General features: G+C 69.8%; 15 protein-coding genes. 10 read left to right on the top strand and 5 right to left on the bottom strand.

Annotated features, from left to right (window positions below; translation table 11 throughout):
- Positions 1-78: 78 nt before the first annotated feature.
- The gene (locus ASC56_RS00915) at positions 79-609 is read right to left on the bottom strand and encodes a Fur family transcriptional regulator (RefSeq protein ID WP_079102251.1); all 531 of its coding nucleotides are present in this window, start codon (positions 607-609) and stop codon (positions 79-81) included.
- A 97-nt stretch (positions 610-706) separates the two neighbouring features.
- On the opposite strand from ASC56_RS00915, the gene ASC56_RS00910 reads away from it, so the two are divergent.
- From ASC56_RS00910 to ASC56_RS41045, 4 genes are all read left to right on the top strand, one after another.
- The gene (locus ASC56_RS00910) at positions 707-1,282 is read left to right on the top strand and encodes a TetR/AcrR family transcriptional regulator (RefSeq protein WP_055489174.1); all 576 of its coding nucleotides are present in this window, start codon (positions 707-709) and stop codon (positions 1,280-1,282) included.
- Positions 1,283-1,411: 129 nt separating this feature from the next.
- Complete coding sequence (locus tag ASC56_RS00905) at positions 1,412-2,467, top strand: SDR family oxidoreductase (protein WP_055489173.1); 1,056 nt, start codon at positions 1,412-1,414, stop codon at positions 2,465-2,467.
- A gap of 150 nt (positions 2,468-2,617) precedes the next feature.
- Positions 2,618-3,175 (top strand): hypothetical protein, encoded by a 558-nt coding sequence (locus ASC56_RS00900; RefSeq protein WP_055489172.1) that lies wholly within the window; start codon positions 2,618-2,620, stop codon positions 3,173-3,175.
- A gap of 95 nt (positions 3,176-3,270) precedes the next feature.
- Entirely contained in the window at positions 3,271-3,426 is a 156-nt protein-coding gene (locus ASC56_RS41045; RefSeq protein WP_199835850.1) for a DUF6131 family protein, read from the top strand.
- 164 nt (positions 3,427-3,590) lie between these two features.
- Here the strand turns inward: ASC56_RS41045 and ASC56_RS00895 are convergent, their stop codons facing one another.
- Together ASC56_RS00895 and ASC56_RS00890 are read right to left on the bottom strand one after the other, a co-directional pair.
- Positions 3,591-4,373: an HAD family phosphatase gene (locus tag ASC56_RS00895; protein WP_063784901.1), complete on the bottom strand. Its 783-nt coding sequence runs from the start codon at positions 4,371-4,373 to the stop codon at positions 3,591-3,593.
- A 264-nt stretch (positions 4,374-4,637) separates the two neighbouring features.
- Positions 4,638-5,504 (bottom strand): ScbA/BarX family gamma-butyrolactone biosynthesis protein, encoded by an 867-nt coding sequence (locus ASC56_RS00890; RefSeq protein ID WP_234376801.1) that lies wholly within the window; start codon positions 5,502-5,504, stop codon positions 4,638-4,640.
- 194 nt (positions 5,505-5,698) lie between these two features.
- Between ASC56_RS00890 and ASC56_RS00885 the strand changes: the two genes are divergently transcribed.
- The 4 genes from ASC56_RS00885 to ASC56_RS00870 all read left to right on the top strand — a co-directional run bounded on the left by ASC56_RS00885 (position 5,699) and on the right by ASC56_RS00870 (position 9,086).
- Positions 5,699-6,334 (top strand): ScbR family autoregulator-binding transcription factor, encoded by a 636-nt coding sequence (locus tag ASC56_RS00885; protein ID WP_055489170.1) that lies wholly within the window; start codon positions 5,699-5,701, stop codon positions 6,332-6,334.
- A 330-nt stretch (positions 6,335-6,664) separates the two neighbouring features.
- The gene (locus tag ASC56_RS00880; protein WP_055489169.1) at positions 6,665-7,243 is read left to right on the top strand and encodes a thioredoxin domain-containing protein; all 579 of its coding nucleotides are present in this window, start codon (positions 6,665-6,667) and stop codon (positions 7,241-7,243) included.
- Between the two features lie 408 nt (positions 7,244-7,651).
- The gene (locus tag ASC56_RS00875) at positions 7,652-7,789 is read left to right on the top strand and encodes a hypothetical protein (protein ID WP_234376800.1); all 138 of its coding nucleotides are present in this window, start codon (positions 7,652-7,654) and stop codon (positions 7,787-7,789) included.
- 664 nt (positions 7,790-8,453) lie between these two features.
- On the top strand, positions 8,454-9,086 hold the full coding sequence (locus tag ASC56_RS00870; protein WP_371330014.1) for a DUF3566 domain-containing protein: 633 nt from the start codon (positions 8,454-8,456) through the stop codon (positions 9,084-9,086).
- Positions 9,087-9,165: 79 nt separating this feature from the next.
- Here the strand turns inward: ASC56_RS00870 and ASC56_RS00865 are convergent, their stop codons facing one another.
- A complete protein-coding gene (locus tag ASC56_RS00865; protein ID WP_234376798.1) occupies positions 9,166-9,528 on the bottom strand; it encodes an STAS domain-containing protein in 363 nt (120 codons plus the stop codon).
- Between the two features lie 498 nt (positions 9,529-10,026).
- On the opposite strand from ASC56_RS00865, the gene ASC56_RS00860 reads away from it, so the two are divergent.
- Entirely contained in the window at positions 10,027-11,196 is a 1,170-nt protein-coding gene (locus tag ASC56_RS00860) for a PP2C family protein-serine/threonine phosphatase (protein WP_063784900.1), read from the top strand.
- Between the two features lie 73 nt (positions 11,197-11,269).
- Here the strand turns inward: ASC56_RS00860 and ASC56_RS00855 are convergent, their stop codons facing one another.
- Positions 11,270-12,079 (bottom strand): SDR family oxidoreductase, encoded by an 810-nt coding sequence (locus ASC56_RS00855; RefSeq protein ID WP_055489166.1) that lies wholly within the window; start codon positions 12,077-12,079, stop codon positions 11,270-11,272.
- 241 nt (positions 12,080-12,320) lie between these two features.
- Here ASC56_RS00855 and ASC56_RS00850 point away from each other — a divergent pair, with 241 nt between their 5' ends.
- Positions 12,321-13,373, top strand: coding sequence for an amidohydrolase family protein (locus ASC56_RS00850; protein ID WP_055489165.1), 1,053 nt, complete (start codon positions 12,321-12,323; stop codon positions 13,371-13,373).
- Positions 13,374-13,439 lie beyond the last annotated feature (66 nt).

Below are 13,439 nucleotides of genomic sequence, written 5' to 3'. Positions count from 1 at the left end.
GCGAGACGCGGACGGATACAGGCTGACGGACCACGACGGTGGTGTCGTCGAAACAGTGCACGGCGCGCGCGGCCTCCCTCAACTCGCGCAGCCGCGGGCTCGGCCCGGGGCGTCCAGGGCGCGATCCCACTGGCATGACAGTTCTCCTTCGTCCCCGCCCAACCGGCACTCGGCGCAGATGCCGGTGAGTTCGACGGTGTGCTCGACCGCGGTGAAGCCGGTGTCGGCGGCGATGCGTCCGGCCCAGTGCTCCACGACATCGGAGTCCACGGGGCGGCTTCGCCCGCAGTCGCGGCACATCAGATAGTGGCGGTGCCCGTCGGCGGGGCGCAGCCGGTAGAGCCGACCGCCGCCCGCCTCGTCGCGCACGACGTCCACGCCCCCCTCCGCCTCCAGTTCACGCAGCGCACGGTACACGGTGGTCAGGCCGATCGAATGATCACCGCCTACCAGCAGCCCGTGCAACTCCTGGGCGGACACGAAGTCCTGGCAGCCCGACAGCACACGCATGACCGCCATCCGTTGCCGGGTCGTCCGGCCGCCCACGGCCCACCACCTCCTGTGGTACGTCGTATCGATGCCCCCACCGTAGATGGTAATGAAATCCATGTCCATATGAGTGATGATTCATGTCTGGCCCGGCCGGTGATCGGCAGGCGCCCTCTCGGGTGGCGGACAATATGTAGATCGGTCTATTGTCTGGGCTATGGGAGCCAAGGGAGACGAGACCCGGGCCCGGCTGATCGCGGCCACACGCGTGCTGGTCGAGGCGCAGGGCTATTTCGGTACGGGGCTGAATCAGGTGCTGGCCGAGAGTGGCGCACCGCGCGGCTCCCTCTACTTCCACTTCCCGGCCGGCAAGGACCAATTGGTCGCGGCGGCGTTGGCCGAGGCGAGCCACGAGATCGGCGAGCTCATCGCCTCGGCGGGCAAGGAACAGCTCGATGCCGTGGCCGCCGTGCACTGGCTGCTGACCGTCCTGGCCGACCGGATGGAGCGCTCCGGCTACGCCAAGGGCTGCCCGCTCGCGACGGTGGCTCTGGAGACAGCGGGCGGGCATGAGGAGCTGCGCCGTATCTGCGCCGAGGCGTACGACGTCTGGCAGCGGACTCTCGCCGACCTGCTGGTCGAGGAGGGGCGTACGCCGGCAGCGGCGGAGGCGGCGGCAGGCGCCGTCCTCGCCCAGCTCGAGGGCGCCCTGCTGCTGGCCCGCGTGCGGCACAGCCGGCTTCCTCTGGACCAGGCTGCGCGCACGGTGGAGTTGCTGCTCGCCGACGGTTGACGTCGGCACTGTTCCCGTCTCCCGTCTCCCGTCTCGCGTGCCTCCCGCATCCCGCCTCCCGCCTTCGGTGGTTTGGGCGCAGGAGCGGGACCAGAAATATGTAGATCGGTCTAATTATCAGGAGTCCTCATGCAGACACGGCCCCAATCCCTCGTCCTGGGAGCCACCGGCTTCATCGGCCGTTGGCTCCTACGGCAACTTCTCGCCCAGGGCCTGCCTGTCGCCGCCGCCGTCCGTGGCGGCAGCCGAAGGGACGGGGAGCTCCGTCAGTGGCTCCGCTCGCGCGGTGCCGACGACCGCGCCATGACCACGGTGGGAGCCGACACCGCTCCGGGCCTCGGTCTCGGCCCAGGAGACGACGCCCTGCTGGCCGATGTCCGGGACGTCTACAACGCGGCAGGGCTCTATCGCTTCGGTCTGACCGTAGACGAGGCCCGCGCCGCCAACGTGGACGGCGCCGTGCACACCGTCCACTGGGCGGCGACCCGCCCCGGGCTGCGCCGCCTGGTCCATGTGTCCGGCTACCGCGTGGGTCGCGCCGAGCCGCGCTACCCCCTGCCCGCAGCGCAGGCCCGTGCCCTGTACTCCCGGCTCGGCGCCTACGAGGCGGCCAAGGCCGAGGCGGACGCGGCCGTGCGTGTCATCGCCCCGGAGTCCGGTGTGCCGTTGACGGTGGTCAACCCGAGCACGGTGATCGGGCACTCGGTCACCGGTGAGGCAGGCCAGTACATCGGTCTGGCCGACCTGGTGGAGCAGTTGTGGTCGCGTCGGCTGCCTGCCGTGCCCGGCAACCGACGTACCTTCGTGCCGGTGGTCACGGTCGACCACCTGGCCCGCTTCCTGGCCGCCGTCCCGGAGTACGACCGGGGCCCGGTGCGATTGCACACCGTGCTCGACCCGGCGACGCCGCTCCTGCCCGACCTGGTCGCCTCACTCGCCCGGCACCTGGGGGTGCCCGTGCCCCGCCGGGTCGTACCGGTGTGGCTGGTTCGCCGTCTGCCCCGCTCGCTCACCGGAGCCGACCCCGAGACGTTCTCCTTCCTCTCCGAGGAGCGGTACGACACGCGGTCCGCCGACCGTCTCGCCCAGGGGGCCGGGCTGAGCCACCCGCCGGTGGAGGAGGCGCTGCGCCGCTGGGCGTCCCGCCTTGTCGACGACCGCTTCGGCGCGGCCCGGGCCGCCTGAGCGGGGCCCGTCGCGGGGGCGGAGCCGCGGGCAGCGGCGGCCGTGCCACGCTGCCCTACCTCCGTACCTCCGAGCCGTTGGTTTGGGACACACTCGGCCGGGAACTCCGAAATTAGGATTTATCGGGCATTACTTAGGGGGTCAGGCCCGATGACAAGCGGGACACTTCTGGCGATCATCATTCCCGTTGTGGTGGTGATTGCCTTGATCGCAGTGGGGACCGCTCTCCTCATGCGGCGCCGTCGCCTTCGTGAGCGTTTCGGCCCGGAGTACGAGCGGTCCGTGGAGGAGGCCGGTGGCCGCCGGGCCGCGGAGCGCGAGCTCATGGACCGGGAGAAGCGGCATGACGCCCTGGAGATCAAGCCGCTGGCCAGCAGCGTCCGGGACCGGTACACACGGGAATGGTCCAGTGTGCAAGAGGAGTTCGTGGACCGGCCCGAGGACGCCGTACATGACGCCGACCGTCTGGTGACCTCTCTGATGCGGGAGCGCGGCTACCCGACAGAAGGCTTCGAGGAACAGCTGAAGGATCTGTCGGTCGAGCACGGCCGGACGCTGGAGCACTATCGTGCGGCCCACGAGATCGAGGAGCTCGGTACCCAGCGGAAGGCGACCACCGAGCAGATGCGCAACGCCATGGTTCACTACCGAGCCCTGTTCGAGGAACTGCTCTCGGACAGCCGTCATCCCCGGGGCGCCGGGGCCTGACAGGGATCGGCCGGCATCGATTCATCGCCATCACTCACCGACTGTTCGCCCGCCACATGGACGGCTTCGGAAACAGACATCGTCAGGAGGCCACCATGATCATCCTAGGGATCATCCTGCTCATCGTCGGCTTCGTCGCGAAGATAGCCATCCTCTGGACGATCGGGATCATCCTGGTCGTCATCGGGGCCATTCTGTTCCTCCTCGGCTCCCTCGGACACGCGGTCTTCGGCCGACGGCACTTCTGGTAGGGCGGCGCCCGGGCAGAGCGGCGCCACCGCTGTGCGAAGGACGAGCCGCGCCGGTCAGGCCGGCCTTCCGGACCGGGGACGGCCCGACATCACCCACGAAGACGTGAGCTCTCCTGCGGGCAGGTGACGTACGAGGGCCGGGGCGCGACCGCGGGCCGGTACGGTCAGGGAGTGGCTCGGGTCCCGGACTGGGCCCGGTTCGCCTGCCTGGGCACCATCGGGTGCGCCGAAGCGGAACGCGGGTGGTCGGCGTCCTCCCGCCGAGCCGTGATGGGTGGCCGGCTCTCGGCCCAGGCCACCAGTTGCGGGTCGTCCAGCGAGTCCACCCACAGATCGGCAAGGGCGACGGCCTCACGGCTGGGCTCTCGGCCCACCCCGATCACCCGCAGACCCGCATTGACGGCGGCCTTCAGGCCGTTGACGGAGTCCTCCACGGCCAGGGCGTTGCCGCAGTCCACGCCCAGGCGCCGCGCGGCCTCGACGTAGGCGTCGGGACGTGGTTTGGGCAGTACCCCCGGCTCAGGCACGACGACATGCCGGAAGTGGTGTCTCATGCCCACCGCCTTGAGGCAGAACTCCACCACGTCCGCAGGGCAGTTGCTGGCCACGGCCAGTGGTGCCCGCCTACTCAGGGTTCTCACCAGGGCCTGCGCTCCGCGAACCGCCACCGGGTCCTGCGCGACGAGTGCGCGAAACCTCGCCAGGAGCTGCTGGGTCATCTCCTCGTCGGCGTCCGGTGTGCCGGCGAGGCGCGCCATGAGGGCTCCGCACTCGGTGTAGTGCAGGCCCTTGCTGCGTTCCGCGAACTCCGGGTCGGGTGCGACTCCGTTCTCGCGCAGAACGATGTCGCGTGCCTGTTGCCAGTGCCGTTCGGAGTCCACCAGGGTGCCGTCGCAGTCGAAGACAACGGCTTGTGGGGTCCAGTCGAAAATACGATGGGCTGTCATGTGCTTGCCGTTCTGGTGCAGGACGGAACTGCCGAAGAGGCGGCGCGGTCCGCCGGTCAGGGGTTCCGGCGCGCCTGCTGAATCCCTTTACTGAGGAAAAGCGCGAATCGCGGGCCAGGCATGGCCGATTCACGCATGCAGTGGTCACATACCGCGTATTGCGGCGGTCCTGGCGCATCCGGAACCAGAAACATAATGAACGCTACGCTCAATCCTGGCGCCCGTGGGGATTTGCCACCGCAATACGCACGTGTGGGTGACGCCTCAGTGATAGCGCAGCACACCTCCGGCGGTCTGCTCGTCGCCCTGCCACATACGGAAGATGCAGGTAAGGCCGTACGCGGAACAGTCGATGACGGCGGGTGGTGTGTGTTCGGTGAAGTGCAAGGCCCTCATGCGCCCGGAGACCGGTCGAACCAGACGGCCTCCGCTGCGCAGGGCGATCGCCTGCCGCGCCGCCTCCAGCAAGACCATGCCGGGCACGTGATCCGTGCTGTGGTCGAAGAGAAAGGGATGGCGGGGATCGGCGGGGTCCACCACGAGGCCGTCGCCCGTCAGGGAGATGACGACGTCCGCCGTCGACTCGAGTCCCAGCAGGGCCGGTTCCGGGCGCGGGCGTCGGCCGGCCGCCACGGCCGAGGCGGCGCCGGACCGAAGTGCCGCGTAACGCCCGGCGTCCAGGAAACGCGCACCGCCGGCCGCGTGCGCGAACGTGCGGCCTCCGGCGAGGAAGTCCACCCACATCCGCAGTCCGGTCACGGTGTTCGCGCTCCGGTCGGTGCGGATGCCTCCGACCGACACCAGGCAGGTGATCTCACTCGCCCCGTGGGGTGCCCTTGGTTCCGCGGTGACGTCGAGATCGAAGGACACCTCCCTGATCAGGAAGCGGGCCGTGGACGGTACGCCGAAGTGGCGCAGCGGGATGTAGATGCCGAGCTGGCGCAGGGTCTCGACGACCATCCACGGGCTGTGCCGGTCGTCACGTCCACGAGGGAAGGTGGGATGCGAGCGGGGCCACGCCGCCGCGGCCCGGAAGGCCAGGGGCCCACAGGGGTGGACGTCCGTCAGCAGGACCTCGGCCACCGAGGTCCGGTGCACCCACTCGCGCTCGACGGTCCTGGACCAACTCAAGGACGACAAGCGGGCGGTGGAAGGGCCGCGGGCAGGCCCGGCGGATGCATCCTGTGCATCCCGCATACGCCGGCCAGAGTCCATGAAATATAGCTAATAAGACTGTTGTCGGTTTCGCATGCGCGGTCCTCGTGCCGTCGCAGCTGGACGGCTACATTCCTTCTCGTGGCCCACCGACAGACAAGGGAACACACGTGCAGGATCGGGCAGAAGAAACCCGCAAAGTCGTACTCAAGGCGGCGGCTCATCTGTTCTTCGAACAGGGATACGCGGCGACCAGTATCAGTGACATCAGCGAACGATCCGGCCGCACCAGTGGAGCGATCTACTTCCACTACACGAACAAGGAACACCTCGCCCTTGCCGTGGTGAACGCCCACTTCGCAACCTGGCCCGCAATGATCGCGCACCATGAAGCCGCCTCCGAACCAGCCTTGGCGAAGCTGGTACGCCTGAGCTTCACGGTCGCCCGCGCATTCCGCGACGACGTCCTCGTCCGCGCGGGCGCCCGTCTTTGGGCCGAGCGCAGATCCATCGCCGTCGAAATGCCTCCGCCGTTCGTGGACTGGATCGCCACCGTGGAGGGGATGCTCGACCGGGCATGCGCCGAAGGAGACCTCGCCCCCCACGCGGAGCCCAGCCGCGATGCCCCCACCCTGGTCGCCGCCTTCTTCGGCCTGCACACCGTCTCCGACGCCCTCGACGACCGGGTGCTGATCGAGGACCGCCTGGCGAACTTCTGGCTGCTGCTGCTCCCCGGTCTCCAGGCCGACCCCGCACCACAGGCCCTGCTGGCCAGAGCCAGGCGCCCGCTACCCGCCAACGCCTGAGGCGTTGCCGCCGCGTGGCCGACCGGGCATGGCGCGAGGAGCAGTTGCGCGGCCTGGTCACCCTCCGTCGGTCATACCTCCACAGCGTGTCACCCGCGTCGTACCCCGCAGCGTGTCACCCGCGACCCGTCCCGCCTCCACCTCGACAACGTCCGGCCGTGACCGTCTCGGGGCCGCCGGACGCGGACGCCCGCGCCCGGGTATCCCCGGCCGGGCCGCCCAGCGCGACAGGCCCTGGCGCGGGGGTACCCGTCTCATCAGGTGTGCCGCCGGGGTGGCCGGCATCGGCTGCCGACGCCGCCGACGGTCCGTAGGTGCGAGGAGGAGCCCATGGATTCGCAAGCAAGCCTCAGGCCGGCCAACCCGCCGGCGTTCGCCAACGAGGAAGGCGACGGCGTCGTCATCGGTGACGGGCCGGTCGTCCTCGATGCGTATGTCGACTTCCAGTGCCCGTATTGCCGTATGTTCGCGGAGATGTCAGGACCGGTGGTGGACGCCCTCATCAGCAGCGGCCGGATCACTGCCGTCTACCATCCCGTGGCCATCCTCGACGCGATGTCCACGAACCGCTACTCCACCCGTGCCGCGGCGGCTTCCGGGTGCGCGGCCGATGGTGGCAGGTTCATGGAGTACCACTACGCGCTCTTCGCCAACCAGCCGCCGGAGGGCGGACCGGGGCTCACCGACGACGAGCTGATCGCTCTGGGCGAGCCAGTGGGTCTCACCGACTCCTTCGCGGCCTGCGTACGCGACGGCGCCCATCTCGACTGGCCGCCGTACGTCACCGCGCGAGCGTATGAGCGAGGGGTGCGCGGCACGCCGACCATTCTGGTGGCGGGCGCCGTCGTCCAGCCCTATCCAGGGCCGATCACGACCGCGGTGACGACCGCGCTGAGTCAGGCGGTGTGACTGGCCCGGAACTCCGATGCTCGGGACGACGCCGTACGCCGCGTCCCGTGACGCCCCCCTACGGCCGTGCTCCGGCCGCCCCCGGAGCACTGCCGGAGCACGGCTCGGCTCCGAATTCGCAGAGGGGGACCGCGTGTTCACGAGACCGCACATGTCCCGGTCCGGTACCGGGGCCCAAGAGGCTGAGATCTGAGCGATGGGCGCCGGTGAGGCAGGCGCGCCGGGTCCCGGGGCGGAGGCCGTCGGCGCCGTGCGGGCAGGTGTCACCCGACTGGCCCTCTGTGACTCTGTGCCTACAGCCTGTGCGGGGTCTCCTGGATATGAAAGGCGTCCAACATGGGGAGGCCGATCATGTATGAGATGTGTGTAGGCCCTGAGGGACCGGGCGAAGCCTTGGTGTGGCACGTCATGGCCAAGCAGGCCACCGCCACCTTGTGCGGGCAGCAACTTGCTGAACGTATCGAGGCGTCGGGTGCGGAAGGGGCAGGTCACTGTCCCCTCTGCATGGCCTCGTTCGCCAAGCTGATGACGGCCGCCCGGCGCTGACGTCGGCGGTGGTCATCCATGCGGCGGCCGTACCCGGTGAGACGGCGGTGCCGTCCGGCTGTCCGCAGCTTCCCGAGCAGCATCCGTGACTCCCGAAACCGCGGTTCGGGAGTCACACGCTGTTCTGCCGACGAAGGCCGCGTTCTGCCGGCGGAGCCGTCCGGGATGCGTAGCCACGGTGTCGCGCATAGCGTCGGAATCGCACACCAGTGGGGAACCACACCGGGCGTCACCGGCCGTCCGCAGGTGCCCGGTCGGCGTGGGAGGTCGTTTGTCCATGAGATCTGAACCCGCGCGGCGCAGGCGCCGGGCACGGCCGCCGCTCGTCCAACGGTGGCGTCAGGCGGCGGATCGGCATCTCACCCCGGTACAGCGGTCGTTGGTGGTGATGTGGATCTCCTTCGGTGTCACCTTCGGCACCGTGCGGATCATCGCGCACGGCATCCGCGGCGGATGGCTGCCCTGGAAGAACTTCTCCGCCGGTGGCGAGCACCTGCCACCCCCCCGACTTCGGCATCGCGACACTCGCGGGACGCGGCCTGACCGCCGTGCGTGGTGACGAGCGGGCCGTCGGACATCCCGCCGGCGGGGAGGGAGTCGCGGAGGCCTCCTGAGGTCACGGCCTTGTGGGAAGGCCGGTTCCGTCTGGTACGAGGAGGCATCCGTGAGCGCGAGCAAGGGCGCCGGCGGTGCCGGTGCCGCCGGCGGGCGGCGCACCGGCACCCCGGCCGAGCCGGGACCTTCAGGTGCTTCCGGCCGCCACCCGGGAGACACACGGGCCGGGTGCCGTCGCGCCGTGCAGACCGCGTCACCTGCTGGCACGGCCGCGTCGCCGCGCCAGCAGGTGACGCAGTATCAAACGCGCGACCCGTCGGGACCGGACAGCCCGCCGTACCGGCAGGATCGGCGCGCTGCGCGGCTTCGGGTATTGGGGGCCGACCCCTGGTCGGTGATGACGACGAGCTTCCTGGTGTCGCTCGGTCTGGGCCTCTGCATGATCGTGACAGTGGTCGTGCTGTGGCCGGTGCTGAGCGTGATCACCGCGATCAGCCCGATCGGTACGGTACCGCGGCTGCCGCTGGGCTGGACGCTCCTCGTCGCCGCCCACATCGCGGTTGTCCAGGTGGCGTTGACCACGGCGCTGGCAACCCTGTGCGCGTTCGTCTACAACCTGCTGGCAGACCTCGCCCGCGGTGTCGAGCTGACGGTGGACGAGGAGGACCAGCGGCTCCCCGCTCCTCCGCCCAGTGCCGCCTCGACGAGGGACGGGGCCGCGGGGCGTTCAGGCGCCGGGTGAGCGCCGGAGAGCCAGGACGGATACCCGAGCGCCGGCGCGCGAAAGACCCTTGCCGACCCGCCCAGCGTCTCTTGGGGCGTCAGGCGTCGAGGGCTTGGTGGAGCGTGGGATAGCAGTCGATGACGGTGTCGAGACCGACGATCTGCAATACGCGCCGCACCGGCTCGGTCGGGCCGGCCAGACGGAGCCAGCCGCCCCCGCTGTGCGCGAGGTGGGCGGCGATGAGGGTGTTGATGCCGCTGGAGTCCATGAACGTGACGGCACCGAGGTCGATCACGGTCCGCTGAGGGAGGGCGCGGTCGGCGGAGAGCAGGGCCTGGTGGAGGCTGTCGGCGGTGTCGTGGTCGACTTCGCCGCGCGGGGTGATGACGCGCATGCCGCCGATGGTGGTGCAGATGATCGACAGCCTGTCGGGGCCGGTCGGCCCCACGGTCTCTGTCACGTCTCCCCTAAACAGCGATCGGTGAGGCTACAGCCAGCGCGTCGGCAGAAGGCTGCCCTGGATAGTACGGGTCATGCACGCCCTTGGCCCGGTCATGGATGTCCGCGGAGCGCGCGTGCCGCCGCCGCGGAGACGCGCGAGGCGTGAACGGGGTAGCGAGGCAGCCCGGACGGACTCCGGCGCAAACCGGTCACGGCTGCTGGGCGGTCCGAGGGGGTGGGACGTGGCGGGGCGTCCTGAGTCGGCGGCGGATTTGGGGGCGGGGCCGGTGCAGCGGTTCGCGTTCGGGTTGCGCAGTCGTAAGGCGGCGGGCGGTCTCACCGACCGCTGCCCTGGCATGCCGTACCGGAGAGTCTGTCACTGAGCTCGCCGTCACCATGCCCCTCTCGGCCGAAAGCTCCTTCGGCACCGAGACGGTGGGAGGTGGATAGTGGAGCTGTGGGCCTTCGACGGCGCCTTGCGGATCCCTGGCAGCCACGGCAGTCGAGCCCAGCGCTCGTGGCCGTCCTGCTTGGCTTGGTGCTGATCACCATCGCCGACGCGTGGGCCGCCGACCGTGTGCAGCTCAGCCCCCTGCTGGTGGCCGCGCCCGCGATCACGGCCTCCTTCGGGGGCCCCAGGCTGACGGCACTGATGGGGATGCTGGCCGTAGGGTGCCAGTTGATCATCGGCCTGGTGCACGGTGACTTCTTCTCGATGAACCACCCGGTGCAGGTCGCTGCCCTGGCGCTGCTGTCCCTCCTCATCGTGTTCTACTGCCGCCAGCGTGTCCGCCGTAGCCACCAACTGCAGCGAGTGCGGTCGGTCTCCGAGGCCACGCAGCAGGCGGTTCTACGGCCGCTGCCTCATCGTATGGGCCCGCTGCGCATCGCCTCGCGCTATCTGGCGGCCGAGGACGAGGCACATATCGGCGGGGACCTGTACGCGGTGACGCGCACCGAGAACGCCACGCGTCTGATCATCGGCGACGTCCGGGGCAACGGTTTGCCAGCCATCAGCGACGCCTCGGCCCTGATGGGCGCCTTCCGGGAGGCCGCTCATCAGTACGCCACTGTCACCGGACTCGCCGAGGGCCTGGAGGGCAGCATATGCAGGCACCTGGGCGAGTACTCCCTTCACTCCACTCACGCCACGATGGATGACCTGGAGGAACACTTCGTCACCGTCCTGATGCTGCACACCCCGGACGACACCCCGGTGGCACAGATGATCAACTGCGGGCACCCGCCTCCGCTGCTCCTGCGCAAGGACGGTGTGACCACCCTGCACGCCCGCCCACCCCAGCCCCCTTTGGGGTTGTGCACTCTGCCGAGAACCTTCTCCTCTCCCGACGTCTTCACCTTCGAAGGGGACGACACGCTTCTGCTCTACACCGACGGTGTGATCGAGGCGCGCGCTCCCGACGGCTCCTTCTATCCGCTCGCAGAACGCGTCGCGCAGTGGGCCGACCTGGGTCCCGAGGCACTGCTGAACCACATCGGCGAAGACGTCCTCGCACATGTCGGCGGGCGCCTGGACGACGACGCGGCCATGGTGGTGATCCAGCGCCTGCCCACACTGCGGCCCGTCGGCTACCTGAAGAAGGTTGCTCACGTCGACGGAATCCGACATGGGGCTGAGGACGAACGGGACAGTCCGGGAGCCACCGGCACCAAGCCATCGGCCTGAAGAGACCTCCCCGATCAGACGGCCGGCAAGCGCACGCGGCAACCAGCGATCATGGCCTGGCACGGCGCTCCGCTCAGGGGCGCCGCCAGTCGTCACTGGTCAGGTGTGAGCCTGCCATCGGCCCCATCCGCAGCATGCCGCCGTCCACGCTCCAGGACGCTCCGGTGACGTACGAGGCGTCGGGGCCGGCGAGGAAGGCGATCACGGCCGCCACCTCGCGGGCGTCGCCCGGGCGCCCGAGCGGGATGCCGGGTCGCCGCTCGGAGTGCACGTCCGTGTCCTCCTGGCCGGTCATGGGCGTGGCGATCTCGCCGGGTGCCACGGCGTTGACGGTGATGCCGTGCTCGGCCAGCTCCAGCGCCATGACCTGGGTGAGCAGGCCGAGGCCACCCTTGGCCGCGCAGTACGGGGCGGCGCCCACGCGCGGCTGGTGTTCATGCACGGAGGTCACGTTGACGATCCGTCCGCCGTCGCCCTGGCGGATCATCCACCGTGCCGCGCGCTGACCACACAGGAACGGTCCGACCAGGTCGACGTCCAGGACGCGGCGCACGTCGTCCAGCTCCAGGTCGAGGAAGGGCGCCGCCGTGCCCGTACCGGCGTTGTTGACCAGGACGTCGAGGCGACCTAGTTCCTCGCGCAGTTCGTCGATGGTGTCCGCGGCGGCGGGCAGTCGGGTGAGGTCCATCTGGGCCACGGCGGCCCGCCGCCCCTTGCCGCGAACCTCTTCAGCGGTCACTTCGGCGCCCTTGTGGTCGGTGTGCCAGGTGATACCGATGTCGAGTCCCGCCTCGGCCAGACGGACTGCGGTGGCGCGCCCGATGCCGGAGTCGGCACCGGTGATCACGGCCACCTTGGACACGGGACGGGTGGGGGCGGACATGGCGGGCCTCCCGATGGACGAACGCTCTCGGACGAGGCACCGCAGTACCCGGGGGCGTACCGGGCCAAACCGGGTGCCGACAGGGGCGGGGCGGACACGGCCCAATGCCGCGGCGCAAGCGACGCCGGTCTCCGGTCCAGCAGGCGTGAATCAGTGTTACCAGGATCCTGGTTCCACTGATGATAACGGTGATATCGTCGGTGAAGGATCATCGGAAACAGCCGAGGCAAGGGGAGCATCCGTGTCAGAGAAGTTGCGCATCGTAGGCCTTGAGGAACACGTGGCTCTGCCGGTCGTGCTCGACGCATGGGTGAGGGCGGGGGTGCCGCAGATCCCGCAGCTCGGCTTCGGCGACGCGCCGTTCGCGCAGCGGCTGCGAGACGTCGGGGAGCAGCGCCTGGCCGACATGGACGATCAGGGCGTGGACGTCGCCGTGCTGTCCCTGGCCGCACCGGGTGTGCAGAACCTCGCGGCAGCGGACGCCGTGAGCGTCGCGCGTGAGGCGAACGACGCGCTCGCCGACATCGTCCGCGCCAACCCGGAACGGTTTCAGGCCCTCGCGGCCATCCCCACGCCGTCACCCGAGGCCGCCGCGGCGGAATTGGACCGCGCCGTCACCCAACTCGGCTTCCGCGGCGCGATGCTGTACGGGCGCACCGGTGACAAGCCGGCCGACGCACCGGAGTTCGACGACCTCTACGCCACCGCCGAGCGGCTCCGGGTGCCGCTGCACTTCCACCCGCAGACCCCGGTGCAGGCGGTCCAGGACGCGTACTACTCAGGGCTGCCCAACGGAGTGGGCCCCGCGCTCGCGACCGCCGGGCTGGGCTGGTACTACGACCTGGGCGTGCAGTACCTGCGGATGATCTTCTCCGGTGTGTTCGACCGCCACCCCGAGCTGCAGGTGATCGCGGGGCACTGGGGCGAGGTCGTCCTGTTCTACCTGGACCACATCGGGGTCCTGCAGAGCATGGCCCAGCTGGAGCGCCCCCTGGCCGACTACTTCCGCCAGAACTTCTGGGTGGCGGGAAGCGGCACGGTGAGCGAGCGTTACCTGCGGTGGACGGCGGAGGTCGTCGGGACCGGCCGCATGCTGTACTCGACCGACTACCCGTACACCTTCGGGACGCGGCCCGGCGGCTTCCCCTTCCTGGACACCAGCGGCGGGGTCGCCCGGTCGTTCCTCGAGCGAGCGCCGTTCACCCACGAGGAGAAGGCCGCCATCGGGTCCGGCAACTGGGAGCGGCTGACCGGTCATGTCGCAGCCGGCCACGGACGTCGACAGCCTGCCTGAAACGCATACGGCAACTGCCGGTAACGAAACGGGTGAAGCTCGGGGACGCGACTCTGTCATGGGTGA

It is taken from the genome of Streptomyces sp. TP-A0356 (assembly GCF_001417775.1).
Lineage (GTDB): Bacteria > Actinomycetota > Actinomycetes > Streptomycetales > Streptomycetaceae > Streptomyces.
This window is presented reverse-complemented; position numbering and strand designations above follow the sequence as displayed.